This is a genomic window from Acidithiobacillus ferriphilus, from assembly GCF_028215975.1.
Classification (GTDB): Bacteria; Pseudomonadota; Gammaproteobacteria; order Acidithiobacillales; family Acidithiobacillaceae; genus Acidithiobacillus; species Acidithiobacillus ferriphilus.
In genome coordinates this window covers 1,554,414-1,579,798 of record NZ_CP116458.1, presented here as the reverse complement: position 1 = coordinate 1,579,798, position 25,385 = coordinate 1,554,414, and the positions used below count along the sequence as shown (strand labels likewise).

Genomic DNA, 25,385 nt, shown 5'->3' with positions numbered 1-25,385 from the left:
TGGCGCAAAATGGCCCATTTTCAATTTCGGAGCGCCCATGTATTCTGGAAAATTGGTTATGGCACAGCTTTTCGATCATCTGCCTATGCATACATTCCGCCGCTGCGTCGCCAAATATCCCAGTAAATATCCGGTGCTAAAATTCAGTCATTTTGACCAATTCGCCTGTATGGCATTTGCTCAGTTGACCTATCGTGAAAGCCTTCGTGATATCGAAATCTGCCTCCGTGCCCATAACAGTAAGCTGTATCATCTCGGCATTCGCGGACGTGTATCCAGAAGCACATTGGCCGATGCCAATGAAACCCGTGATGCACATATTTACGAAGACTTCGCACTTGCACTCATTAAAATTGCCCGCAAACTTTACGCTGGTGACAGTTTCGCCATCGATATAGATAACACCGTCTATGCACTGGATACCACGACTATTGATCTGTGTTTGTCTCTCTTTCCATGGGCACGTTTCCGCAAGAACAAGGCCGCTGTGCGACTGCATACCTTGTTGGATTTACGGGGTAATATTCCAAGCTTCATCCTGATTTCGGATGGCAAGCTTCATGATATTCACGTTCTCGATCACTTAATATACGAGCCTGGAAGCTTCTATGTGATGGACCGTGGATTCATCGATTTTTCCCGTCTCTATCATCTCCATAACGCCCAAGCTTTCTTCGTAATTCGCGCGAAAAAGAACCTGCAATATCGCCGCCTATATTCGCAGCCTATCGACAAGGAAACAGGCTTGCGTTGCGATCAAACCATCGTAATGACCGGTACAAACACGCAAAACAGCTACCCCGTCCCTTTGCGTCGCGTTAAATTCTATGACGCGGAGCAGGACCGCCTTTTTGTTTTCCTCACCAACAACCTAGACCTGCCCGCCATAACTATCACTCAGCTTTACAAGAGCCGTTGGCAGGTAGAGCTATTTTTCAAGTGGATCAAACAGCACCTTCGTATTAAGGCATTCTTTGGCACGTCAGAAAATGCGGTGCGTACGCAGATATGGATTGCTATATCCGTCTATGTATTGGTCGCAATTGTCAAAAAAAGACTGCATATTGATGCTTCCCTCTACACTATGCTTCAGGCCTTAAGTCTCGCCCTATTTGAGAAATCGACTATAAATCAGATAGTTGAAAATATAGGTGACGAACCTTGTGAATCTGTAAATTCTAACCAGTTGAATTTATTCGACTAAATCTCCGGACAGTAGTGGGGCATACACACGAATAGTCAACGCTAGCTCGCTGTTTCTTAAAATAGGAATCCGGTTTCGACGAGGGCTCTGGCCTGTGTAGGATTGGTTCCCTGTGGGCCAAAGACATCGCCCTGGGTGTAGCTGCTCGCCTGGACGTAGGAAAACTCGGCGCGGGCGAAGAAATCATGATTCTGATAGGTGGGCGTCACGGTGATGGACCACGCCTTACTGCCGGGTCCATACATCAGGTTGAGCGCGCCATCCGCGGCATTGCCGGTGCTCGCGATATATTCGGCCCGGGCGGCCAGGGTAACGTGGGGGGTGAGACTATAACTCGCCAGGAGAGCCGCGCCCCTGGTCCCCGTGCTGCGTCCCACGCCGATAGCGGGGTTGGCGGGCACCTGGGTGTACTGGAGGTAGGGCTGAATCATCCATGGGCCCGAGCTATAGGTATAGATCAGGTTGTAGATGTCGCTGTTGTTTTGATAGACCGGGGTAGCGAGCGTGGAATAACCCGTCTGCCCCGCATTGCCCATGCCCACGAAGCTCACGGTGTTGGCGGAGTTGATGGTGTAGGACAGGTCGCCGGAAAGCCAGTTGAAGCGGTTGGAATAGAAACCATCACTCCACTGCAGGGAGGCACTCAGAGGCCCCGCGCTGTAATTGACCTGGACGCCACGCTCGACGGCGTTTTCCTGGTTCCACAACAGGCCGCGCTCGATGTTCATATTCTCGAAGGTGAAGGTGTATTCCGCGCCGATCAGGGTGGGGAGCTTGCCGATCAGCACCGAGAAGTTTTTGGTGGGCGCGATCTTCAGATAGGCCTGTGGCAAAGGACCATAATAGCCGGCGGTGGTGGCTCCCGTGGAGAGGAAGGGGGTACCCAGGGCGGGCATATTGTAGGCACCGGCCTGGAGAAAGAACTGGATCAGGCCGTGGGTTTTCTGGATGAAGATCTGGCCATTGCTGATGTCGGCGTGGGTATAGCCATTAAAAGCGACGGGGTCGGGGCTGACGGTATTGACGGGGTTGTCCTGCCAGACACCCATGCCGCTCATCACCCCGGTGATGTCCAGTTTTCCGAGTGGGCCAGCGGAGAACTGAAAGGGCGACGGCGTCTGCAGCGGCCCAGTCATCGATGGCATTGGCAGGGGCGCGGCTTGAACAGTGCCTGACACCAGTGCCAATGTGGACAAAATCGCGACAGCAAGGATTGTTAAACACTGTTTGCTGTTTGTGTGGTGATGTTTTGTGGTGGTGAACGTACTCATCAGGTTGCTCCTTTTTCGTTAAATGACAGAATGCACGAAGCACGAAGCATGATTCATGCCATATACCACAATACCATTTTTTCAGTTGTAAACCCGCACAAAAAGGCTTGGGCGATATTGGGCGGCGCCGTCGCGAGCCAGTATAGATCAAGGGCACACCATTATGGTGCATGTATGCACAGTTATAGTGCATTGTTCTTGGGTCGGCAGAATCTGTTTTTCTATTTTAAGATGCCTTCATGAGGTCGCAGGGCGGGAGCGCACATGATCGTTGTACGGGCGGCACTTTAGTTGCCTAAGCACCGACCCTTATTATGGCCGCCTGCCGTAAGTTATGGCCGGTTGCGGTCGTACGGCTTCCTCTTTGGGCTTTGGCGCCGACGGCTTTGGTCCGCGTCGCCGTGCATCTCATAGTCCAGACTGGTGTCTTTCAGCCGTGACGTGCTCATGGCTTTGATGATGGCCTGTATGGCCTCCATCCCCGTGACCTCGTTCTCCACACCCAGCGCCGCCAGATCGTTCTCGATGTCCGGCTGGGTGAAGACCACGGCGGTGGCATGCCGCATACGAGAGAGATCCACATAAGCCTTCTCCCGGCTTTCTAGGGAACCGTCGGCAAACACGGTCACGTAATCGGCGGTGGTGCCCTGGTTGCGATGGGTGGTGCCGGCATAGGCATAGTCGAACTGGGCATAGCCCGCACCTGGTGCCACCTGCCGTTCGACCCGCCCTTGTGGCACCGGGGCCTCCGGGGTCAGGACGATTTCCATGTCATCGTCCTTGCGCACCGTGATCTCGGGCCCGTGCGGTCCCTGTGCCAGTTTGGTGACGGTGCCCGTCTCATTGTTTGTGATCTGGGCATAGTTGCGGTTGTGCCGGAACACCAGGCGTTCCCCAATCGCGATTTCGCGCTGGCCCAGGCTTTTGCCGTGCCGATCCCGCACGGTGATGGGCATGGCTTGGTGGAGGTCCAGCCGGCCCCGCTCTGCCATGCGGGCACGCGCCAAGTCATTAAGAATATCCACGGCACTGTTGGTGGCGGCCAGCAGGAGGCTTTCCTGGGGCCGATCGGGATCGTAGCGATCCAGCCAATGCCCCACGGCCGCCTCGGCCGCCTCATGCCAGTCTTCCTGTATCTCCACCAGGCCCTTGTGTTCCAGTATCTCCAGGGCTTTGGCCGCTTCTCCGCGCAGGGTGTGGGCGACGACGGCGCGCATCTCCGCGGTCTTCTGCCGGACGTTCTCTTTCAGCGCCGCATGACCCGCCCCGCTGTGGTCCTGCAGGGCTTTGAAGGCGCCGCCGGCCTCGATGGCCTGGAGCTGATTCACGTCGCCGACGAGCACGAGCTTGGCGCCCGAAGCTTTGACGTGGCCGATCAGTCGCTGCAGGGTTCGGGATCCGACCATGCCCGCCTCATCTACGACGATGATGTCTTTCGCGTCCAGCGTGCGGCTGGGAAGGCGGGTATCTCCACCTTCGTCCACAGACGGTTCCAGGGACTGGAGCAGGGCAGCCAGCGAGGTGCTCTCCACACCGGCGCCGTGGAACAGGGCGTGGGCCGCCTTGCGTGCGACGGCCGCGCCGTGAACCCGGAAGCCACGAGATTCCCAGGCCATACGTGCGGCTTCCAGCATCGTGGTTTTTCCGGCACCTGCACCGCCTTGGATCATCTGCAGGGCACCGGCCCGTTCGGTGACATGGCGGATGGCCGCCTTCTGCTCTTCGGAAAGAAAAAACCCTTTTTGCTGTGCGTTGCGGTCCACCTTCTGAATGGCGGTTTGTACCGTCGCCTCGTCCAGAACATGGGTGCGTATTTCTCCGAGGGCACGGGCGTCGGCGACCATTCTCTCCTCGATGGCGCGCATCTCCCGGGTCGTGAAGCGTTGCGGTGCTTCTACCCTCAGGCGCAGGATCTCGGCATCCCGCTGCAGGGCTGCGACCTCGGCGCAGATTTCGTCATAGCCCATACTGCAGGTCTGGGCGGCAATAGCGACCTGTTGCCAGATATGTCGCTCCTCAAAGGTGGAGTCCTGGGCGGTGAGTGCCGACAGTACGGCACCCCGATCGTAGGATGCGGCAACCAGCCCTTGACGCAAAGCCTCGACGGTCTGCGCATCCAGATCATACTGCGCGGCCCGTTCCCGCCAGTCAGCGGCAAGGATGGCGCGATCGATGATTTCCTTGCGTTTGCGGCTGTCGAGGGATGCCAAGGCGGCGGACCGGGCGTCGGTGCGCCCCTTTTTTTGCAGGATCGCCTCAATCTGGCTGCGCCGACGGGAGAACTCCCGTTCCACATCTTCCGAAAAACCGATAATCCGAAAGCTGTCGCGATCCGCCTCGATACCGAATCCCAGTTGCCGGAGTCTGTGTGCGAGGAGCGCACGGTAGATCGCTCCCAGAGCCATTTTGTGGCGGTAAATCTCCCAGGACTCAATGGCGCCCCAGCTCCCATCCCGGCGCTGGGCGATATTCATGAGCAGAGCGTGGGAGTGCATCTGGGGATCCTGCTCCCGGCTACTGGCGTGACGATAGACGCCGGCAATGAGGCTAGCGGTTTCCCGCGACTCGCCGGCATGGCCTCGCCGAGCAATGGGCAGATGACTTTCCAAGTGGCGTAGGGTGTCGGCCACCGCCGCATCGTGGGCGGCACTGATGGCGTCTTTGATGGCGCGGTCCGCGATGGCCCAGGTCACCGACACGCTTTTGGGGGCGGAAAAGGTCAGATCATAGCCATAGCGGCGATCCGGACCTGCGTTCTTGAGCAAAGCGTCCCCCGACCCAGGATGAAAACCCTGGAGTAGGGCCAGCATTTCCTCACGCTGCACGGAAAGGCCCTCCAGTCCGAGCGCATCCGCCCCGGCGCCGACCCAGACGCTTGGCGTGCCGCCGTTATTCTGGCTGTAATAGTCCTCAATGGCGCCGTCACTGCGATCCGGACGATCGGTCTGGCCCGGTTTCAGGACCGCAGATTCGTCGGGGTAGTCGGCGACTTGGGCGACGTGTCCCAGACTGGAGCCTTTCTTCGCGTGGATGGAAAGCATGATGACATCCGTAGGTTGATGAGAAAGTTATAGGTCGTGGGATTGTCGGTCAGGCACCTTGGAAACGCCGAGCGCTCTCTCAGACTATGAGGATGACGCCCTGTGCGCCTTGGGCTGGGATGTTCATTGACGGATCAAAGGGGGCAAACTCCGGCATCAATCGCAGATGGAATGGATGCCTCCCCCTTACGGGACCGGCAGCGGGGGGTAGGTTTTCGGCGGGATTTGGGGTCGTGCGCTACGATATATTCAGCAAAATATCACTGATTGGGGTGGTTTTTGCGCCGCTTCCAGGCGGGAAAGCCCTTCAAAATCGGGCATCAGGCAGGGGAATTCATCACCCTGCACGCCGCAACCGGGCTGGACGAGGAAGGACAACCCTGCTTTACCATTACCTTACCCCATTAGGGCGAGGACTCATGCCTCCTGCGGTTTCCGGACACGGCGCTTACGTTCTCTTCGTGATGTGGCCCTTCTTCATCGGTTTTTGCGGGCCAAAAACCCGCAGCACCATCCCCAGGGCAGCTAATCCACGGAAGACCACCAAACCCGCACCGAGAAACAGCGCCATGGCCAATTCCATGCTTGTCTGCGGCAACAAAGCCAAAGCCCTATTATCAATCAGGAATGAACGGTGAGTCCACTGCTGCGGCGCCGAGCATCCGGTCGATCTCACATTCGGCGGCAAGCCAGTACGCCTCGCAGTCTCCCTCAAAACCGCTCCGCTCGGCGATGAAATAAGCGGCTTCGGCGATCATGCAGTAGCGCGCCTCCGCAGGCACCCGTGACTCGCTCGCTACCTGGTGATGCCGGACTTCCTGATTTTCCTCGGACATCAGTGTATCTCCTCTGCGTGGAAAAAGAATTGCAACACTTATGGCTGATCGCCATCAGAACTCATCGCCGTCAGCGGAGTCTTCTGCGGCGTTCGCTATTGCCGATGCCAGCTCATCCAGAAAATCCTGCAGATGTTCACTGACCACAGCGACCTGACTCTCTAAGACATCCAGGTCGGGGCACCCCTCCGCTTCCTGGAGCAGAAACAAAAACAGCGCATCGTGGGTGAGCTGGGCATTCTCCCAAGTGCCGATACTGGCATATAGGCCTTCCTGATAGAGTTGTGCCACTCGGGTTTGCAATGGGTTGAGTTCCATGATCAGTCTCCAGGCCAATTGACGACGGGCGGGCGTGCCCAGTTCTGAGAATACACCCCGAATATGACACTTTTATGAATGCCAACGGACTCGACCGAAAAAACAACGCGCTACCGCCTTATCCAATGGCCCCGGCCCCAGAACCAGCGCCCGCCCCTATGCCACCAGCGGCCCGGCGCCCAGCGGGCGTAGGGGTGAGGCGGATAGGCCCAGCGCCCTGGTCCCCATATCCATCGTCCCCGCCAGGCCCAAGCGCCGGGCAGCCAAACCATTCCCACCGCCGGTGCCGGCGGGACTATTGCCATCGGCAGAGGGGGTGGCGGCCCAGGCACGACCACCGCCCCAGGGATTGATCCCTCCACATAGGCGGGTCCCGGTGCCACCGCACAACCGCTCAGGACGGCGAGCCATCCCACCGCCAATATTACCCGCCACACCCTATGTCCGCTCATTTTCCCAGATCGCTCCGCTTTTCAAGGTATTCATCACGCTCGATCTCGCCGCGCGCATAGCGTTCGCTCAGAAGCTTGAGAGCGGCATTCCCGTTGTCGCTCCCGCCGTTCCTGCACCCCTGCCGATGCCTGCAGGTAAAAGCCCCCCGAATCAGAAACGCCATACCGAGCACGATACCCACGATGACCAGCAGCCACAGCAATCCCCAAAACAGTCCGAAACCACCCATCATGCCAGGACCGTAATAGCCGGGACCCCAACCGCCCATCATGCCCGGGCCATAGTAGAAAGGTACAACCGGCCCCGCTTGTGTCGTCGGCGATTGGTCCGATGCGGTGGTGACGACCGTCTGCGCCACGGCCAATACCGGCGCCATCATGAGCCCCACCGCCGCGCCGGCCATGCGGATTCCCCTTTTTCGCTGTGATGCATCCATGCTGTCCATCGATTGCTCTCCTGCCGTTGGATGTCGGAATGCCATTCCCCAGTGCAAGTATAGTCCGGCTTTGCTCCCATGGCTGTGGGGTGCGCCAGTATCGCCAACAGAAGCTTCTCAAGCATCGCCTTGCAGAATCCGCGCCTGCAAGGCTCGACTTGCTGCCAGAAACCCCATCAGGTCCCCCGCTCCCGATACCACCAGGTAGGAGGACTCACTACTTGGAATCAGGGAGCATCCATGGCTGCGCAATACACCACCGTCCTTCGCCTGCTGCCGGAGGACTACGCCGCCGTAAAAGCCAAGGCTGAGACATTGAGACATACCGCAGAGATGTTGATCCGGCTGGGCGGCCTCCTCTTGAGGCACAGCAAGGATAGCGAAAAAGCGGGCCGGACTGTCGCCACGCGCAAGGAATTTATGGAGTTGTCGCGCCGGGTTCCTGGGCATTGCCAGCCGGATTGAGGACCGGACGATGGGGAGACCGCCCCATGATTGGCAAAGTTGGAGGATTACGGCCAAAACAGCATCACCCCAGCATCTTTACCAAGTCCTCGGCCCTCAAGTGAGTATAGAGTTTCAGCATTTGCCATGTCTTGTACCCCGTGATGGCCGCCACCTGCATAGGGTTCAAGCCCTTCTCGATCAGTCGGCTGGTGGCCCCATGGCGCAGGTCATGGAAGTATAACTTCTTAATGATGGCGCGTTTTCGTGCTCGACGCCATGATTGCTCTACCGCAGACTCGCTAAGGGGAAAGACATGTCCAGCCATGTCCCTCGGCAGGCTATGTAGCACGGCGAATGCGGGAGTGGACAGGGGGATGGTACGGTCATCCCCGTTCCTGGTGTCATGGAAGACCGCTGTTTTCTTGGAAAAGTCTATGTCTTTCCAACGAAGCTCCAGAAGCTCCCAGCCGGGTAGAGGTCTCTAAAGCGAAAAGCATGAACGGGCGCATATAAGGATTTTCACAATCAGCGAGAGCGTTCAGCATACGCTCCCCTTCGTCGCCGATCAGACGCCGGTCTCTTGGCTTGGATGGTGCTGGCATTCTCATAAGGAGCATTCCATCATGAGATACGCCAAACTGTTCAACAGTTATATGGCGGTGGATCAAGAGCGTGTCAGGTCTGACCCGGCATATAAGGCGAAGATTGCCGCTGACGTGGCCAACTGGATTGGGCCTTCGCAGATGAATGCAGTAAAACACAACAGGAGATGTCGTCATGAATGAAGAACTGCACACCCACGCCCCGCACGAGGAAACTGTTCACGCGCCAGCGGGAAAGCACAGCCTCAACCAGTGGATCGCCATTTTCACGGCGCTGCTGGCCACCATCGGCGCTATCGTCAGTTACCAGGGCAATGCCCTGATGAACGAAGTGCTCTTGCAGAAAAACCAGGCTGTTTTGGAGAAAACAAAGGCGACAGACCAATGGAATTATTATCAGTCCATCAGCACCAAGGCACACCTGATGGAACTGGCCGTGGATCTGGCCCCTCCCGCCAAGGTGGCGCCATTCCAGAAAAAGATCCAGAAATACCAGGCACAAAAGAAAACTGTGCAAGCGACCGCCGAGCACCTGGAGCAACTTTCCACTGCCGCCAATACAAAGTCCTGGCGCCTGAACCGTCCACACAGGGACATGGCTCTCGCCATGATTTTTCTGCAAGTCGCCATTTCCCTGGCGTCCATCACCGCCTTAACCGGACGGGCCTGGCTCTTCGGCATGGCCATACTCAGCGCCCTGGGTGGCGTCGGCTTGTGGGTCATCGCCCTGGGGATGACCTGAGAATCTCCAATCGAACATCGAGGAATAACGATGCGCAAGAAAAATGGGCTATATGCAAAATCTGGTTGAAAACCTATGGCCTCAGTGTCCAAAACCCTGAAGATACTTGCTGCGCCATGGGTTGGAAGATGAATATCCGTCAGGAGTGTGTGCAGAAGCTTTCTGGTTGGAATGAGAAGGTGTAAAGTTATCGAAACTTTGACCTGACCCTCCCCGGTCAGATGCCTTCTGTAGAGGTTTGGCGCTGAATGGCCGGTGCAGACTGTTGGCTGCCATTGGCGATTTAAACCAAATACTGTTTAGTTAGATTAATTTCTGTGCGATCATGGCCCTGTTACCCAAGATGGAGACAGGGTTATGGCGAGGACAAAAGCACAATTATCAGCGGGTGCGCGGTTGGCGGATTACCTGACCGTAGGCTATTTGGCGATGCGGTGTCCTGTAGGAAAAGTCCGGGATGCCTTGGCGTTGCATGATGCACAAAGCCAGCGGCAACGCGGGCTTCCACATGAAGTACTGGTGTATTTTGTGCTGGCCATGGTGCTCTATACCAGCGTGGCTTATGAAGAGGTATTGCAACTGGTCGTCGAGGGTTTGCGTCCGCTGCTCGGTGATGATCGCTTGGCCCAGACCGTCGTCAGCAAGGGGGCCATTTCGCAGGCGCGGGCCAAGGTCGGTGCGGCGCCCTTAAAAACGTTGTATCAGAATCAGGTTCAGCCCCACGGCCCGTTGGGCATGGCCGGGGTTGGGTATAAGGGATTACGGCTCATGGCCATCGATGGCTCGACGCTGGATATGCCCGACGAAGCGGCCAACGCCGAGCGCTTCGGCTATCCGGCATCTTCCCGGGGGAGTGCTGCCTTTCCCCAGTTGCGCTTTGTGGCGATGGCCGAGTGCGGTACTCACACCTTGTGTTATGCGGAGATGGGTTCCTACGAACAGAGTGAGCGGACTCTGGCGGGACCCGTCATGGCGCACGCAGACGCGACGATGCTGATCACAGCAGACCGCAATTTTTATAGCTACGCATTCTGGCAGCAGAGCCTGGCTACTGGTGCCCGACTGTTATTCCGCCTCAGCAGCGTCCTGAAGCTACCTCGGGAAAAAATACTGGCCGATGGATCCTACCTCAGCACCATCTATTCGAGCACCCAAGACCGTAAAAAGGGACGCGGTGGCATTCGAGTACGAATCATTGAGTATACCCTCGACGGAATCCCCGATGCGGAACCCAGCTACCGCCTGATCACCAACTGGATGGATCCAACCGAAGCGCTGGCCTTGGAGTTGGCGGCGCTGTATCATCGGCGCTGGACTATTGAATCCAGCCTGGATGAACTCAAAACCCATCTGGCAGACCGGCAAGTGGTACTCCGCAGCAAGCGCCCCGAGTTGGTAGAACAGGAGTTTTACGCCTTGCTCCTAGCGCATGCGGCGGTCCGCCATTTAATGACCGAAGCGGCGGACCAAACCGGACAAGCCGCTGAAGATCTGTCGTTCATCCATGCCATTCGTGTAATCCATCGTCGGCTCCCTGCCGCTGGCTCTATTCCCCCCTCGGGATAGGTCAACATGGATTTACAGCATCCTCAACGAGATAGCTTCACGAAAAGTGGTCACCAGTCGCGGGAAGCGCAACCCGCGTGGCGTCCGAAAAAAGATGAGTTCGTACCCCATTCGAGATCGCGGCGATCCGCTGCATCAGCCCTGTGATCCTGTTCCGGTCATCTTATCTAACTAAACAGCATTGGATTTAAACCCCTATAGTCGCAGGTTGGCACTGGAAGGCGGTCAATCTCCACTGGTGAGCGCTATGAGATGTCTACGCATTTAAGCAAGTGTATGGCGCTGGATGCGGTTCCCGAATGGTGGTGCACGACTACAAATACCGCAGATAGAATAGGAATATTCGTTCGAATGCTTCTTTTACAAAAATCAAATTCTTCGAACGCCGCGGAAAAATATTTCGAAACGGGGGTCTACCATCTTCCGATCTGTGTAGCCACATGGCGTCATTCCGCATGTCCAGTATACATGAAAGCTCCTGTCTATAAAGATTCGTGGATCCTTTACCATTTAAAATTGCTTTCATGTTTTTCGCCGCTGCGCTAGCTCGAAGTTGAGCCATATGGGCTTGATGCGGCACCCATGGCGGCGGATTCTCGTGATTAGCGCAATCTCCCGCGGCAAAAACATGAGGCAGCCCCTTTACCTGTCCATATTTATCTACATCAATATGACCGCCAATAGACACGGGAAGGCATGACTTCTGCACAACCAATGGACCCGTTATTTCAGGGGAATAGAGGACCAAATCGGCCTTCCTGAACGTGCCATCCTTGTCAGTCATCCCTCCATCTAAAAATTCTGCCGGCTCATATCCATCGTCAAGGATGATCCCGCGTTCACGCAGTCGATCGGTTATCGCGCCTTTCTCTCCCGGACTTCTATCTGGGGAGAAGAAATGAATCTCAAACTCATTTCTTACCCCCCTTTCTCTCAATGCATAATCCAGGAGGCAGGCGCATTCATACATGGGGCCGGGACGTCCGGCAACGAAACCGTCCATCCGGTTAATCTTGTAGCCGACATATATGATACCAGCACTCAGGGATTCCAGCTTCTTTACAAATACATCCATGTCATCAGGACCATAACATGGCGAATATGTATAGTCTTTTGTTCCAGGAATGTCGTCTTTTCTAAAGGATGGCCCTATACCAATAAATAGATAATCATTCTTGTATTCTCCATCATGGGTAATCACGGTCCGTCCGCCGTCCTGTATATCGACAACCGTACCCTCAATAAAGCGAATGTTTCGTCGTCTTAGGAATGGACGAATATCAATGGTGACATCTGCTTTGTTTCGCTTCTTTGTGAGAAATTCAGGAATTGCCGGAAAGTAAATGAATTTACCATTTCCGATGACCGTAATGTCGTATCGGGAATATATTCTTCGAAAGAAATACGCAATGATGGGAAAGGTAGGGATGGATAGAAAGTACCCAATGAAAAACAGGGATGCGAACCCATTGCCTATGATGGTGATTTGTTTCTTCATCAGTATCCCTTTTCAATATGCTCAACGACATGATGCCCAATGAGCAAGCGATCATTCCGGAGGACGCGCATCGGTACATGCCCACCCCTGGGGAACCGTCAGCCGTTAGGACTTTTCGACGATTTCCGCACGTAGGCGGATCTTCCCTTGATTCTGCAGATGGGCCAGCAGGGTGGTCACGCTCGCCGGACTCATGGAAAGCGCCGCGGCCAGTGCCTTAGTATCTTGATTGCCGCGCTCCTCAATCAGCTTTAGAACATCGCCTTCCCGGGCTGCGAGCCATTCTTCAAAAAGTTGGTACAGTTCAGGCTGCGCATTGACCGCCAGTGAAGTGGTGCGACGCATGGTGTCCAGCATTTCCGTACACATTGCCATGCACGTTCCCATCCTCTGTTGCATGAGATTGCCGCCGCTTTCCGTCCCTTCTCCTTTCTGACCCATCATCTTCTGCATCATCGCCATGGGGCCTCCGCCGCCCTGGCCCATCTGACCCATCATTTTTTTCATCATGCCCATGCCCATGGACTCACCGCCGCCTTCTTTTGTCGCTGCAGATGCTTCCTGCGGACTCTCCGTCTGACCTTCTGGTCCTTTCGTTTCCATTGTAAACCTCCTGAATTGTAGAACCTGATGGAAAGGGAATGTCCCGGATACAGCGGAACATCCCCACTTTTCCCGTTACCCGGGAAGCCGGAAAAGGGCGCCGTAGTGATAAGGTGGAAGTTCGATCAGGCGATCCGGCTGGAGACCGGCGGCTTCGGCAACGGCACGGACCTGCTCCGGCGTCATGCGCAGTTCCGTGCGCGGTCCGCGGACCTGTCCCAGGACCGGCGTTTCTTCCCGAGGGCGGGCGTGCCAGTTGACGACGGCGAAAAGCCCGCTGGGCTTCAGGACGCGGGCGATCTCCCGGGCCAGGGCCGTCTGCTCGGGCACGCCGTGAAAGGTGTTGGCCATGAGGCAATAGTCCACCGACTCGGGGAGCAGCCAATGCAGGTCCATGGCGTCGCCCTGCAGAAAGGTGCAGTTTTCCAGCCCGGCGCACACCGATGCGGCGGCGGCCAGCATCTGCTCGTCCAGATCGAAGCCGAGGATTCGACCGTCCTCCACCTGCCGGGCGAGGGCGGCGGTGAAATAGCCATCCCCGCAGCAGAGATCCAGCACCGTCATGCCGGGCCTGACACCCAAAGCCCTGATGACCTCCTCCGGATCGGGCCACAGCGCCTGCCACCAGTCGGGATCAGGCATGACCGTGGCCGGGAAAAACGCCGCTTGCTCCTTCGTATCCATCCCTACTCCTTCCGTACTATTCCAGATCCTTGCGCATCTGCTGGTATTCTTCGCGGGTGATCTCGCCCCGGGCATAACGCCGGTCCAGAACCTCCCGGGGAGTTTCTCCCGCCCCGGGTGTTTTGTGCGAACCGCCGCACATGGGGCCGCCGCCCATGCCACCGCGCATCATGAAAACAATGAAAACCACCATCAGCACCAGAAAAAACAAAGGGAAAATCATCATCCAGGGCGTCCAGCCCCACCCGCCATTTATCCACATGAGTTGGTCCTCCTTTCGGTCATGGAAACGCTTTCGTTGCTAATATCTTCCGAATCCTGAGTATTGGCCAATGAGGCATGTGCGGCCACCCAAAGCTGCAACGATTGCAGGATCGCCAACAACTCCGGGTCGGGGAGGCAATAGTAAATAAAGGCTCCCCGGCGCTCTGCACGGACGAGGCCCGCCTCGCGCAAAATACGCAGGTGGAAGGACACGTTGGTTTGGGGCAGGGCGGTGGCATGAATGATGTCAGTCACCGGTCGACATTCCGTCCCCAATGTGCAGAGGATGCGCAGCCGGTTGGGCTCAGCCAGGGCCTTGAAGACGGGTCCCAGGAGGACGGTGGGGCAGGATTCCCGATCCATGGCGGTCACCTCCTTGACATAAACCATGTTACATATGTATGTCCGCTCATGCTATGTGTGCCCCATAGATTTTGTCAACGGATTTCGATGGGTTGCTTTCCTCCCTCCCATACTCTACCAAGGTTTTGCCATGTTGACTTTGATCCACTTCGATTTCTGTCCTTTCTGCCAGCGGGTGCGATTGGCATTGGGATACAAAAATATTGAATTTGCCGAGCTGCCTGCGCGGTTTTACGGACCAGAACATTTCCGAAACATCAGCGGATTTGAGCGGCTTCCAGTCATTATCTATCCTGATGTAGACCGCCAAGGCGAATCCCTGGATATCATTGCCGATCTCGATCGGCGTTTCCCGGCAACGCCGCCGCTCCATCTGGGAGCCATCGCCGCCGCCGATCTGGAGGCGGTGCTGGCCTGGCGCGCGCGCATCAGCGGCATGCTTTTTCGGCTGATTGCACCGACTTTGCCGCAATATCCCGGGCTCGGCGACGATCCCCGCGCCATGACTTTCTACCGGGAACGGATGGAGGGCTGGCTGGGAGACACCCTGGAAGGACTGCAGGCCCGGCGGCATCAGTGGTATGCCTCCCTGGAGGCGGAGCTCAACGGGATTACGGACCGTATCGCCCGCCATGGCTTCTATACCCCTGTATTTTCTGTCGCGGACACGCTCATCACCGGCGATCTGACCGGTTTGCGCCTTCTGGAGGACATTACACTGCCGCCGGAGTTGAATGCGTATTTCGCACGGGTGGAGGCGGCGGCGGGAATATCGCTTTTGCCCGAACCCCTCCTGCAAGGACAGAATGCTTGAACCGCGCTGCCCATAGCTCCTCACCAGGATCGGAAGGCCGAAGCTGGAAAATCATTGCCAGACTTTATAGGGCAGCGAAATGCCAGAGAAATCATGGAGGGGGCTTTCATTCGGGGTCAAAGGCCAATCTGGTTTGGCCCTAAAAACCTATCCTACCTCTCCCGAGATTACCACCAAACCTCCCCAGGGCAGTGTATGGGGCAGTACCCATTCCATCGCTCGCGCCACGCGGTTCCCGGAAGGGAGGAATATGGCGGAGTGTACCGCCAGCCGGCGCACTCTCAGGCCGGAGAAGAAGTCGAGCACTTCGCGGGGACGATGCCAGCGCGCCCCACGATAGGCCCCGCTTCCACCGCCCCGGCCCTTCTGCCTGTAGAGCAGGCTCGTCCGGTTGAGCCAGCCGATGGCAAAGCGCTGCCGCGTCACCCGCACGATCTCGGCCACAGCTTGGCGCTCGTCTTCCACGAAGCACAAGGCCGCGACCGAAACCACCCGGTCGAAACTGCGGTCGGGAAAAGGCAGGGCACGGGCATCCCCCACGATCCAGCGGATCGCGGGAGGCCCCTTGATTTGAGCGAAGGCGAGCCAGTCCGGGTTCGGATCCAGACCGCTGGCGAGGAGACCCTCCTCGGCAAAGCGGCGGGTGAACCACCCGGTACCACAGCCCACATCCAGAAGCGTATCCCCCGGCCGGGACTGTAGTACCCTGGAGAGCAGGCGGAACTCGGCCATGCCGATCCAGCGCCCGCGAGCGGTATCGTACCAGGCGTCATAAGACGCGGCGTCCATCAGCCTACCGCGCCTGCCAGCCCGCGCCAGGCGTTGATCAGAGCGTTCGCCGCCTCGTCGATCTCCGCCGTGGTGGTGAATCGGCCCAAACTCAAACGGATCGCACTCAAGGCTTGTTCCTGGGGCATGGACATCGCCGCCAGGACATCACTCACTGTATGGCCGCCCGCATGACAGGCGGAGCCCGTGGATGCAGCGATCTCCGGGGTGGCGGCGAGGAGGAGTTGCCAGCCAGCCACGCCGGGGAAAGAGAGATTGAGGGTATTGGGCAGGCGCTCGGTAGGGTGGCCATTGAGCAGCAGGCCGGGAATGGCGATAACCAACCGTTCATGCAAGGCATCCCGCAATTGCTGCAGTCGTGCCGCTTCCCGGGCCAAACCCTCCTGTGCCAGCCGGGCTGCCGTGCCCAAGGCCACGATGTGCGGCACGTTCTCGGTCCCAGGGCGCAGGCCCCGTTCGTGGCCTGCCCCGGCCATGATCGGCAAAACAGGCGTTCCTGTCGGCACATACAATGCGCCAACGCCCTTGGGCGCGTAGAACTTGTGCCCCGCCAGAGTGAGGAGGTCGGCGCCGAGATCATGGACATCGATCGGGATCTTGCCCGCTCCCTGGGCGGCATCCACATGCATGAACGCGCCGCGGGCATGAGCGAGTGCGGCGATTTCCGAGACGGGTTGCATCGTCCCCGTTTCGTTGTTGGCGAGCATCACGGATATCAAAGCGGTGTCGCGGCGGATCGCGTGCGCCGCCGCCTCCATGCGCACGCGGCCCGTGCCGTCCACTGGCAACACGGTGAGCTGCCAGCCCTCCGCTTCCAGCCAGCGCATGGGCTGCATCACCGAGGGGTGCTCCACCGCCGACGTGACCAGGTGGCGCCGCTCCCCCCGCAGGGCCCGCGCCACCCCGAAAATCGCCAGGTTGTTGGCTTCCGTGGCGCTGCCGCAGAAAACCATATCCTCCGGCCGCCCGCCGATCAGCGCCGCCACCTCCGCCCGCGCCGTTTCCACTGCCGCCTTTGCCTCTTTGCCATAAAGATGTGCGGAAGAAGGGTTGCCGAAACGCTCCCGCAGCCATGGCTCCAAGGCCTGTGCCGCTAAGGGATCTACTGGGGTGGTGGCGTTGTAGTCGAGGTAAATCGGCAAATCGTTCATTAGACTCCCACCGGGTCTTCCAGGCAAAAAGACCGAACCAAGCTATTTTGGGAGTATGGTAGGACCTTGAGGGTCTTGCAATCGACAATGCACAAGAGGCTCCACCTCTTTGAGTCATGGCATTCCACGTGATCTTTGTGATCTTTTTTGGCGAAAAAACAAGATGCCAGCCGCCTTACGCCCAGTAAATCCGGATGGCAGTCTGACTCCAATATTCATCCGCTCCTTAAATACACGGGCGGCCGGACCAGATCTAACGGCACTGCAGCCTAGCTGTAGGGCCCGTGTTTTTGGGTCCTCTTTAATAGGCCGATACCTTCGCTACGGCTTGCCCGAAGCGCCCGAAGCGTATGGCCAGAATGGGTAGCACCAGCAGATTCAAAACGGTAGATGTAATCAGGCCGCCGAGAATGACCTGTGCCATTGGTCCTTCGATCTCGTTGCCCGGTGCCCCGCTGGTGAGCGCCAGGGGCAGCAGGCCCAAGGCAGTGACCAAAGCGGTCATGAGAATCGGTACCAGCCGCTCCTGGGCACCCCGAATCGCCGCATCCCGCCCCCAGGACACCCCTTCCTCCCCAACAAGATGTTGGTAATGGGCAATCAGCATGATGGAATTGCGTAAAGTGATGCCGAAAATGGTTACGAACCCTACCAAAGATCCAAGGGACAGCACACCGCCTGTAAGCAGCACGGCGGTCACCCCACCAACCAGGGCGAAGGGTAGATTGAGCAGTACCAGGAACAAGGCTCGCATGCTGCCCAAAGCGATGTAGAGCAGGAGGACAATACCAACCCCCGCCATCAGCGCGTGCATGAGCAGTTCGTTTTGCGCTTTCGCCTGGGCCGCCGCCGCACCCGAAAAGGTCACATAGGTCCCAGGGGAGAAAGAGACGGCTTCGTGGATTCGTTGTTCCGCAGCATGTACAAATTTACTCAACGCCTGCCCGCGCACATTTGCGGTGACGGTCTGTACCGGCTGTCCTGCGGTTTCGAGGATGGCATAGGGTCCAGGGCTTTCATGGATGTCGGCCAAATCGCGCAAGGGTACCATCAATCCATTTGGATTGCGCAACGGCAGATTGCCCACCTGCGCGGGATTACGCCGCCCTGCGGGATCAAGCGTTACCACCACATTGAACACCCGGTTGCCTTGATAGGTTTGCGCAACTACGGTGCCCGCGTAGGCGGCCTGAACCGCATCCAGCACATCTACCGGTGCAAAACCCCAACGTGCCAACGCCGCTTGTCGCAGGCGAATGACCAGTTGCGGCGCAGTTGGAGGCGCATGCATCTGCACGTCTACCGCGCCGGGCAGGTGCTTGAGAACCGCGGCGATTTCCCGCGCCTTTTCATAGAGCGCATCGAAATTGGTCCCAAAGACGCTGATCACTACCGGCGCGGTGTAACCGGAGATCGTCTCTTCAATACGATCCGACAGAGGGGTTTCAACGGAGAAACTCACCCCTGGAAACCCCGATAGGGTCTTGCGGATCCGGGTCAGGGCCTGCTCCTGGGCCTCCCCCGAGAGAGATTGTAGACCGACGATAAATTCGCTCACGTTGACGCCGTAAGTATCCGTACCCGTTCTTTCCGCCCGCCCCACCCGCTGTGCCACCGAGCGGACGGCGGGGATGCGGCTCAAGGCCATAGATATGTGGCGCCCGAGTTGCAGCGACTCGGCAAGCGACGTCCCCGGTGCCGTAGACACATGCACGATGAAATGCCGTTCACTAAACTCCGGGAGAAAATTACTGCCGAACGAGTGGAAGACTGCCGCTGCTGCCAGGAATAATATCGTGATCCCTACCATCAGCCACCGGTGCTGGCCCGCGATGGCGGCGAGCACCCGCGCTTGCCCCGCCTTGAGTACACGGATCCAGGCATGATCAATGGGGCTGGTTGGCGTGTGTCCCAGCAACAGGTAAGCCAGGGCAGGGGTCATGGTCAGCGCGACACCCAAAGAGGCGAAGACGGCCGCGATATAAGCCTCCCCCAGCGGTGCGAAGAACTTGCCGGCCACCCCGGAGAGCGACAGTACCGGCAGGAAGACCAAGGCCACGATAAAGGTGGCGTAAGTCACCGCCCCGCGGACTTCCATCGAACTTTTGAGCACCACTTTCGCGATGGATAAGGGTTGTGGCCGGGCGCGGTTTTCCCGCAGGCGCCGAAAGATGTTCTCGACATCAATGATGGCGTCGTCCACCACTTCGCCAATGGCAATAGCGAGTCCACCCAAGGTCATGGTATTGATGCTGGCGCCCAGCGCGTTGAGAACGATGACCGCGGTGATCAATGAGAGCGGGATGGCGATGGCCGATATCAAGGCAGTACGCACATTGAACAGAAAGAGAAAAAGCACGGCAACGACCAGGATGGCCCCTACCAGCAGCGCCGTGCGCAAGTGGGCGATGGCGGTTTTTATGTAACTGGCCTGCCCGAAAAGATCCGGATGCAAGGACACGCCTTGCGCCGCCAGTACCGGTTCGAGTTGTCGGAGCCGATCCTTCAACACCCTGGTCACCGCCAGGGTGTTGGCACCGTACTGCTCCTCGACATTAAGGATGACCCCCGGCTTGCCCCCTATGGTGGCACCGCCGATGGCTGGCGCCGGGGCCGCCGCTACCTGCGCCACGTCGCCCAACCGGACATCCGCGCCCTGGTGACGCAGGATGACCACGTTCGCCAACTGGGCGGCGGTGATGCTTTGGCCCTCGGTGCGTATGGCGATCCTTTGGTTGGCATCCTCCAGGAAGCCCGCCCCCCGTACTCCGGTGGCCCGTTGCGCAGCGCGAACGACATCTTGGAAGGTCAATCCGAAACGGACCAGCTTTTCCGGTTCGACCTGGATCTGCAGCTCGCGCACTTGCCCCCCGTATATGGCGACATTGGCCACGCCGGGGATGCTGAGCAGTTGTGGCTTGAGCAGCCAATCGGCCAGGGTGCGCAGTGTCATCAGCGAGCGGGTGTCCGACGTAAGACCCAGCACTTGGACAACGCCCGTCGCCGATGTCAACGGGGTCAGAAAGGGGGCGCGTACACTGAGCGGCAACTGTCCGGCGACGGTGTTCAGCCGTTCGGCCACGATCTGACGATCCCGGTAAATGTCCGTCCCGTTATGGAACGTCAAGGTAATCACCGATAGGCCTTGAATGGATCGAGAGCGCATCGCCTGCAAACCGGCTATCCCGGATAATGCGTTCTGGATGGGCTGGGTGACCAGTGCCGCCACTTGCTCGGGCGAAAGACCCGGCGCTTCGGTATCAACCACCGCTAACGGCGGTGTGAAGTTGGGGAAGGCCTCCATTTCCATGTGGGATAGGGTGTACAGCCCGTAGCCGACCAATAAAAACGCCAGGGCGATGATCACCCCGCGAAAGCGGATGGAGAAGCGGATAACGGCTTTGAGCATGGCGGATTCCGAAGTGCGGTGGGCGAGTCAACGACTGAAATTTAGTCGTTGTCCTGGTCTTCATTGGCCTCGTGGCTTGCCGACGGCGGGGCCAACAGCTCCTGGGATAGCAGTAGTTGGGCACCTTGCGTCACCACCCGTTGTCCCGGTCTGATATCCGTCTCGAACCAGCCGCTCGGGACCGGATTCCGCGTGGACACCAGATGCCGGACAAAATGCTCTGCGTCGGTTTGTAGATAGACCCAGGCTTGACCGGCATACCACAGCACTGCGGAATCCGGCACCACAATGCCCTGCGTCGCCTGTCCTGCCAGTGGCACATCCACTGCTACCCGCATGCCAACGCGTACATGGTGTGCGGGCATCCGGTAAAAATAGGTCTCACCCTGGACGCTGGGATCACTCTGCGATGCAGCGGAAATGAGCCGGGCGTCGGTGTAGGCGGTCGGCTTGCCGCTCTCGACATGGACAACCGGCGGCATGGAGGGAATGGCCAGACTCGGCGGCAACGTGACCAGCAAGAGGGCGTCGTGGCCGTTGAACAGGCGGGTGAGAGGGTCGCCGACTTTGCCCAGGATCCAGCCCCCCAGCTCTGGTCCCCACTGGGTAAGCGCCATCTGCCGCAAGCTGGCGGCATTGGCCAATGCCGCAGTGAGGCGTGCCTGGTCCGAGCGATACGCCGCCTGCGCCGCCTGTGCGGTTTTGATGGAAATGTTCTGGCCGTCTCGATTCAGGAGGCGCAGCCGTTCAAACTCCCCCTGCGCAGCAGTAACGGTGGCACGAGCCACCCCTGCCTGACCCAGAGCAGCGGTGTAGCTTGTGCGCAACTTCAGGAGCGGTAGCGGGTCAAGGATCACGCCATAGGCGCTGACTCGTGCTCGATAGCGCGCTGGGGTAAGAGGTCGTGTGCGGATACCGGCCTGCGCCTGCAGCACCGCATCCAAGACAACGACCTTCAGACCGTGCGCAGTGACAGTCATCGGCATCTCATGGGCGGAGTCTGTTTTAGCGCCGCCCCCGCCTTCGGGGTACGCCCTCGCGCCAAACCAGGTCAGGATGACCAGGAACAGCAATGCGGCCAATGTGCCCGCTATGACCAAATTCCGTTTCATACGCGCGCCCTCTCGCGACCGGATGGGGATTTTTCGTGGAGTGCAGGTTTGAGAGAAAAATGCTCCGTAAAGGGCCGCTGCAGGGCATTTTCCAAGGTACCCAGGGCTTGCTGTGCCTGATACAAGGCGGCGAGCCGGTCCTGGGCCGCTACCAGAGACGCCAAGTGCCCACCGAGCATGGCTACGGATCCGATGGCACCCGCAGCAAATCGCTGATCAAGCATGCGCTGGTGTTTCGTTTGGGTTGTAAGCAGGTTCTGCGCCGTATGGAGTGTTTGTACAGCGCCGCGATAGCCAACGACGGCCTGACTGACTTGCCCGATCACCTGGGCCTGCAGGGCGGCGAAGCGCGCAGATTCTTCCGTCACGCGTGCCTTGGCGACGACGATTGGGCCTTGGTTTTGATTCAGCAGGGGAAGGGTTAAGGACAACAAGCTCAGCGACCACCGGCTATCCCCTTCTTCCCATTCGTAACCTGGGCCCAAATTAATGTTGGGATATTGCTTTGCGATTTCGAGCTTGAGGGTGTCCTCGGCGGCGGCATATTGTGCCAAAGCGCGCCGAAGATCCAGGCGGTGGAGCAATGCCACCCGTTCCAGGGTCCTGGTGGATAGCTGCTGCAACGCGGGAAGACGGTCTATGCTCGTGAAGTCGAAACGCGTGTCGGCAATGGCGCCTACCGGCAGGCCCAGCGCTTCAGCCAACGCCGCCCGCACACTGGCGGCGTGCGCCTTGGCGGCGGCTAGCGCCATCTGCGTCCGTTGTAAGGCCAATTGGGCGCTGTTTACCTCAAACGTGGCACTCTCGCCGACGGAGAAACGTTGTGATATCAGTTCCAGCATCCGGCTGCGCACTGCTGTTTCGGCCTTGAGTACTTTGATTTGCTCTATGGCCGCAAACAGGTCCAGGAATCGTTGGCGGACACGGTTGCGCAACTGCCAGGCGGTCTCGCCTACCTGGAATCGCGCGGCGGATGCGAGGTCAAGTGCCTGTTGGATGCGGTCCCCCCGTTTGCCCGCCGTTTCAATGGGCACATCGAAGGAAAAACCGAGCGTCCAGGGCAATACTCCACCAGGGGCGATGCTGTGGTGCTGAGAAAGGAAGCTGATGCGGGGATTCGGGCGTTGGCCAGCGGTGATCACGCCCGCACGAACAACTGCCCATCGGGCACGCTGGGCGGCCAGTTCCGGACTTTCATAAAGGGCTACCAGGGCAAGATCATCCAGATTCCAATGTCGCTTGGGCCAGTGCTTCGGCGGGCGGCCAAAGTGGGCGAGAAAAGTCCTTAGTTTCGGGTTATCAAGGCTGCGCGCCTGAAAGGCGGCCGCAGTCACTGAGGGCACCAGCACGCGCGGATGGTAACTGGCGCATCCGCTCAAAACCGCCAGGACGAAAATCGCCAGCACCGAGTGCCGGGGCATGCGCAGAGCAGGCGTCGCGGCAGATGGTGCTGCCGCCCACTCCCCGCAAAGCGCCTGTCTCGGCGAAAGAACAGCGTTTTCCCTCTGTTCGTCCTTTGACAAAACGCCCGCTCCTGCAGAAAGAAACTTCTCTGATTGCACCTCTCGGCCAGCACTCCTAATGGTCCATCGCACTGTTCTTTCCCTTTATCGGTGGGCAATCAGGGGCACTGTTTTGAAGACTTCCACTGCCTCGGCAGGCTCATGTTCTCGCCTCCCCGTCTTGATGCGACGATGCCGTGACGGGAGCGAATCGTTGACAATCTCGTGGGTCATTATTATATTCATTCAAATGAAAGATTCAAGCGCTGCACCTCGCTGCCGTATCCGTTGCTTTGAACCCGAAAAAGTAGCGGGCATCCGCGATCGTCTGGCTGAGGAAGAGGCACAGATTGCGCGATTCGCCCGTGTTTTCGAGGTGCTGGGCAACCGCACCCGGCTCCGTATTCTGCGGGCTTTGGCGCGAGAGGAATTGTGTGTCTGCGACGTGGCGCAGGTCCTGGAACTCAGCATCGCCGGTGCTTCCCATCAACTCCGCGCATTGCATGACCGGGGATGGCTGCATATGCGCAACGACGGCAAGATGGTGTATTACCGGCTGTCTCCGGACGCCCTGCGGCAGGTGCTGCAGGAGGGCAGGATTTTCCTGGAGGAAGGCATCGCTTCATAGGGGGTGACGAGGGTTTGAGGAGAATCCCGCAGATGGAATGGTTACGCACCGTCATAAACCATAAGGTGGTTCGAATACCCAGGTGGCGCAAGCTATCCATAGCCTGTCGTGCCCCAGGGTAAATGGCATCGACGATGACCACAGTTCAGAGCAGACGACCGTCGTTCTGGACCCCAAAACTTCGGTTGCCGAAGTCTTAATCAATCCAAATCCTATCCCAGCATCTGCCTGGCGAACACTGTAACTTTACGCCCGTTGGGCGAAGATCTACTATCCGCAATGGGTTGCCGGTGCGGATCCTCCAAATAGATTGCGGAGAAGTGCGGTGAGGGCTTTTCTCCCATGTAGGTGACCGGAGTGGGCTTCAGCCTTTGAACATTGCAGTTCTGTCGCCGGAGAAAATCTGTCCAGGATTTTACGGTTGGATGCCGTTTGGGAACGCTTTCTTGAGGAGGTAGGAATGAACGAGAAGAACATCGGCCTTTCCACTCGTTGCGTCCATGCCGGAGAGCTGAAGGACCTCCACGGTTCGCCGCACACACCGATCTACACCACCACCACCTTCAAGTTCGATTCCACCGCCGACTTGCTTGATGTGGTGGAAGGACGCAAGTCGGGCAGCCTGTATACCCGCTATGGCCTCAATCCTACTCTCTTCAGCCTGGAGGAAAAGCTGGCCGCGCTGGAAGATGCGGAGGCAGCATGGGTATTCAGCTCGGGCATGGCTGCCGAGGCGGCGCTGTTCCTCGCCTACGGACGCAAGGGCATCGTTTGCATCGGCGACGCCTACGGCGGCACCATGGAACTCCTTTCCAGCCAGTTGCCCGAACTGGGCATTCCCACCCACTTCCTACTCGGCAGCGAGCTTGGCGGGTTGAAGATGTTACTGGAAACCGGGGCGGGTCTGGTATTTTTCGAGACACCGACCAATCCTACATTGGAAGTGCTCGACGTTCGGAAAATTAGCGGCATGGCCCATGAATACGGCGCTCTGGTGGCGGTGGACAGTACCTTCGCCTCACCGGTAAACCAGAACCCGCTCGCACTAGGCGCAGATTTCGTCATTCACAGCGCAACCAAGTATCTGGGGGGTCACAGCGACATCACCGCCGGTGCATTAATGGGATCCAAAGATCTGCTGGCACCGGTGTGGAACTGGCGCAAGAATCTGGGCACAGTGATCGCTCCGGAAACGGCTTCGCTGCTTGCGCGCAGCATCCGCACCCTGACTGTGCGGGTGGAGCGACAAAATGCCACGGCGCAGGCAGTTGCGGAGGCAATGACAGAGCATCCAAAAGTGGCTCGGGTATTTATCCGGGGCTGCCCGCTTTTGCCGGCCACGCGGTGGCCAGGTCTCAGATGAAAGGGTTCGGCGGCATGCTGACGCTGGAACTGAATGGTTCCTATGAGAATGCAGTGCGGGCGGTGGACAGGTTCCAACTCTTTGCCATCGCGCCCAGTCTGGGCGGGGTAGAAAGCCTCGCTACCATGCCGGTGACTACTACTCATCATGGTCTGGCACCGGAGGAGCGGATGCGGCGCGGCATTTCCGATGCCATGATCAGGCTCTCCATCGGCCTGGAGGACGCCGCCGACCTGATTGCCGACCTGGAACAGGCGCTCGAATGATATCCTGAAGAAACACATTCGTA

At 58.2% G+C, this 25,385-nt stretch carries 26 protein-coding genes and 1 pseudogene; 9 read left to right on the top strand and 18 right to left on the bottom strand.

Going from position 1 to position 25,385, the window contains the following annotated elements:
- Positions 1-37: 37 nt before the first annotated feature.
- Complete coding sequence (locus PJU76_RS07970) at positions 38-1,204, top strand: IS4 family transposase (protein WP_271779062.1); 1,167 nt, start codon at positions 38-40, stop codon at positions 1,202-1,204.
- A 56-nt stretch (positions 1,205-1,260) separates the two neighbouring features.
- On the opposite strand, the gene PJU76_RS07965 is transcribed toward PJU76_RS07970, so the two are convergent.
- Both PJU76_RS07965 and mobF read right to left on the bottom strand, forming a co-directional pair.
- On the bottom strand, positions 1,261-2,475 hold the full coding sequence (locus PJU76_RS07965; RefSeq protein WP_271779081.1) for a porin: 1,215 nt from the start codon (positions 2,473-2,475) through the stop codon (positions 1,261-1,263).
- 332 nt (positions 2,476-2,807) lie between these two features.
- The gene (mobF, locus tag PJU76_RS07960; protein WP_271779080.1) at positions 2,808-5,516 is read right to left on the bottom strand and encodes a MobF family relaxase; all 2,709 of its coding nucleotides are present in this window, start codon (positions 5,514-5,516) and stop codon (positions 2,808-2,810) included.
- A 279-nt stretch (positions 5,517-5,795) separates the two neighbouring features.
- On the opposite strand from mobF, the gene PJU76_RS07955 reads away from it, so the two are divergent.
- Positions 5,796-5,924 (top strand): hypothetical protein, encoded by a 129-nt coding sequence (locus PJU76_RS07955; protein WP_264318784.1) that lies wholly within the window; start codon positions 5,796-5,798, stop codon positions 5,922-5,924.
- Between the two features lie 40 nt (positions 5,925-5,964).
- Here the strand turns inward: PJU76_RS07955 and PJU76_RS07950 are convergent, their stop codons facing one another.
- The 5 genes from PJU76_RS07950 to PJU76_RS07930 form a co-directional block, all read right to left on the bottom strand.
- Positions 5,965-6,099 carry a hypothetical protein gene (locus tag PJU76_RS07950; RefSeq protein ID WP_264318783.1) on the bottom strand — a complete coding sequence of 45 codons (135 nt, stop codon included), beginning with the start codon at positions 6,097-6,099 and terminating at the stop codon, positions 5,965-5,967.
- 34 nt (positions 6,100-6,133) lie between these two features.
- The gene (locus PJU76_RS07945) at positions 6,134-6,352 is read right to left on the bottom strand and encodes a DUF2934 domain-containing protein (protein WP_271779079.1); all 219 of its coding nucleotides are present in this window, start codon (positions 6,350-6,352) and stop codon (positions 6,134-6,136) included.
- Between the two features lie 54 nt (positions 6,353-6,406).
- Positions 6,407-6,670 (bottom strand): hypothetical protein, encoded by a 264-nt coding sequence (locus PJU76_RS07940; protein ID WP_271779078.1) that lies wholly within the window; start codon positions 6,668-6,670, stop codon positions 6,407-6,409.
- A gap of 156 nt (positions 6,671-6,826) precedes the next feature.
- Positions 6,827-7,105: a hypothetical protein gene (locus PJU76_RS07935; protein ID WP_271779077.1), complete on the bottom strand. Its 279-nt coding sequence runs from the start codon at positions 7,103-7,105 to the stop codon at positions 6,827-6,829.
- 13 nt (positions 7,106-7,118) lie between these two features.
- Positions 7,119-7,526 carry an SHOCT domain-containing protein gene (locus tag PJU76_RS07930; protein WP_226859803.1) on the bottom strand — a complete coding sequence of 136 codons (408 nt, stop codon included), beginning with the start codon at positions 7,524-7,526 and terminating at the stop codon, positions 7,119-7,121.
- A 273-nt stretch (positions 7,527-7,799) separates the two neighbouring features.
- On the opposite strand from PJU76_RS07930, the gene PJU76_RS07925 reads away from it, so the two are divergent.
- On the top strand, positions 7,800-8,024 hold the full coding sequence (locus PJU76_RS07925) for a hypothetical protein (RefSeq protein WP_215889096.1): 225 nt from the start codon (positions 7,800-7,802) through the stop codon (positions 8,022-8,024).
- A gap of 64 nt (positions 8,025-8,088) precedes the next feature.
- Here PJU76_RS07925 and PJU76_RS13735 read toward each other — a convergent pair whose 3' ends face one another.
- Positions 8,089-8,463 carry a site-specific integrase gene (locus tag PJU76_RS13735; protein ID WP_215889101.1) on the bottom strand — a complete coding sequence of 125 codons (375 nt, stop codon included), beginning with the start codon at positions 8,461-8,463 and terminating at the stop codon, positions 8,089-8,091.
- Between the two features lie 166 nt (positions 8,464-8,629).
- Between PJU76_RS13735 and PJU76_RS07920 the strand changes: the two genes are divergently transcribed.
- From PJU76_RS07920 to PJU76_RS07910, 3 genes are all read left to right on the top strand, one after another.
- Positions 8,630-8,791, top strand: coding sequence for a hypothetical protein (locus PJU76_RS07920; RefSeq protein ID WP_215889095.1), 162 nt, complete (start codon positions 8,630-8,632; stop codon positions 8,789-8,791).
- The gene (locus tag PJU76_RS07915) at positions 8,784-9,350 is read left to right on the top strand and encodes a DUF4337 domain-containing protein (RefSeq protein WP_271779076.1); all 567 of its coding nucleotides are present in this window, start codon (positions 8,784-8,786) and stop codon (positions 9,348-9,350) included. The genes PJU76_RS07920 and PJU76_RS07915 overlap by 8 nt, the downstream gene beginning before the upstream one ends.
- 357 nt (positions 9,351-9,707) lie before the next feature.
- On the top strand, positions 9,708-10,916 hold the full coding sequence (locus PJU76_RS07910; protein ID WP_271779075.1) for an IS4 family transposase: 1,209 nt from the start codon (positions 9,708-9,710) through the stop codon (positions 10,914-10,916).
- A gap of 313 nt (positions 10,917-11,229) precedes the next feature.
- Here the strand turns inward: PJU76_RS07910 and PJU76_RS07905 are convergent, their stop codons facing one another.
- The 5 genes from PJU76_RS07905 to PJU76_RS07885 form a co-directional block, all read right to left on the bottom strand.
- Positions 11,230-12,414 (bottom strand): NAD(P)/FAD-dependent oxidoreductase, encoded by a 1,185-nt coding sequence (locus PJU76_RS07905; RefSeq protein WP_215889092.1) that lies wholly within the window; start codon positions 12,412-12,414, stop codon positions 11,230-11,232.
- A 105-nt stretch (positions 12,415-12,519) separates the two neighbouring features.
- A complete protein-coding gene (locus PJU76_RS07900) occupies positions 12,520-13,017 on the bottom strand; it encodes a MarR family transcriptional regulator (RefSeq protein WP_271779074.1) in 498 nt (165 codons plus the stop codon).
- Between the two features lie 75 nt (positions 13,018-13,092).
- Entirely contained in the window at positions 13,093-13,701 is a 609-nt protein-coding gene (locus PJU76_RS07895; RefSeq protein WP_215859882.1) for a class I SAM-dependent methyltransferase, read from the bottom strand.
- A gap of 16 nt (positions 13,702-13,717) precedes the next feature.
- Complete coding sequence (locus PJU76_RS07890; protein ID WP_215859881.1) at positions 13,718-13,963, bottom strand: SHOCT domain-containing protein; 246 nt, start codon at positions 13,961-13,963, stop codon at positions 13,718-13,720.
- Positions 13,954-14,328, bottom strand: coding sequence for an ArsR/SmtB family transcription factor (locus PJU76_RS07885; RefSeq protein ID WP_215859880.1), 375 nt, complete (start codon positions 14,326-14,328; stop codon positions 13,954-13,956). Before PJU76_RS07885 ends, PJU76_RS07890 begins: the two co-directional genes overlap by 10 nt.
- Positions 14,329-14,458: 130 nt before the next feature.
- Between PJU76_RS07885 and PJU76_RS07880 the strand changes: the two genes are divergently transcribed.
- Positions 14,459-15,142 (top strand): glutathione S-transferase, encoded by a 684-nt coding sequence (locus tag PJU76_RS07880; RefSeq protein ID WP_271779073.1) that lies wholly within the window; start codon positions 14,459-14,461, stop codon positions 15,140-15,142.
- A 147-nt stretch (positions 15,143-15,289) separates the two neighbouring features.
- Here PJU76_RS07880 and PJU76_RS07875 read toward each other — a convergent pair whose 3' ends face one another.
- The 5 genes from PJU76_RS07875 to PJU76_RS07855 form a co-directional block, all read right to left on the bottom strand.
- Positions 15,290-15,931: a class I SAM-dependent methyltransferase gene (locus tag PJU76_RS07875; protein WP_271779072.1), complete on the bottom strand. Its 642-nt coding sequence runs from the start codon at positions 15,929-15,931 to the stop codon at positions 15,290-15,292.
- A complete protein-coding gene (locus tag PJU76_RS07870; RefSeq protein ID WP_271779071.1) occupies positions 15,931-17,082 on the bottom strand; it encodes a cysteine desulfurase family protein in 1,152 nt (383 codons plus the stop codon). Before PJU76_RS07870 ends, PJU76_RS07875 begins: the two co-directional genes overlap by 1 nt.
- Before the next feature lie 301 nt (positions 17,083-17,383).
- Complete coding sequence (locus PJU76_RS07865) at positions 17,384-20,491, bottom strand: efflux RND transporter permease subunit (protein ID WP_271779070.1); 3,108 nt, start codon at positions 20,489-20,491, stop codon at positions 17,384-17,386.
- A 41-nt stretch (positions 20,492-20,532) separates the two neighbouring features.
- On the bottom strand, positions 20,533-21,603 hold the full coding sequence (locus PJU76_RS07860; RefSeq protein ID WP_271779069.1) for an efflux RND transporter periplasmic adaptor subunit: 1,071 nt from the start codon (positions 21,601-21,603) through the stop codon (positions 20,533-20,535).
- Positions 21,600-23,126: a TolC family protein gene (locus PJU76_RS07855; protein ID WP_226839532.1), complete on the bottom strand. Its 1,527-nt coding sequence runs from the start codon at positions 23,124-23,126 to the stop codon at positions 21,600-21,602. The genes PJU76_RS07860 and PJU76_RS07855 overlap by 4 nt, the downstream gene beginning before the upstream one ends.
- Before the next feature lie 229 nt (positions 23,127-23,355).
- Between PJU76_RS07855 and PJU76_RS07850 the strand changes: the two genes are divergently transcribed.
- Complete coding sequence (locus tag PJU76_RS07850) at positions 23,356-23,733, top strand: ArsR/SmtB family transcription factor (RefSeq protein WP_041638081.1); 378 nt, start codon at positions 23,356-23,358, stop codon at positions 23,731-23,733.
- 460 nt (positions 23,734-24,193) lie between these two features.
- Positions 24,194-25,362: pseudogene (locus PJU76_RS07845) on the top strand (trans-sulfuration enzyme family protein).
- Positions 25,363-25,385: the final 23 nt, after the last annotated feature.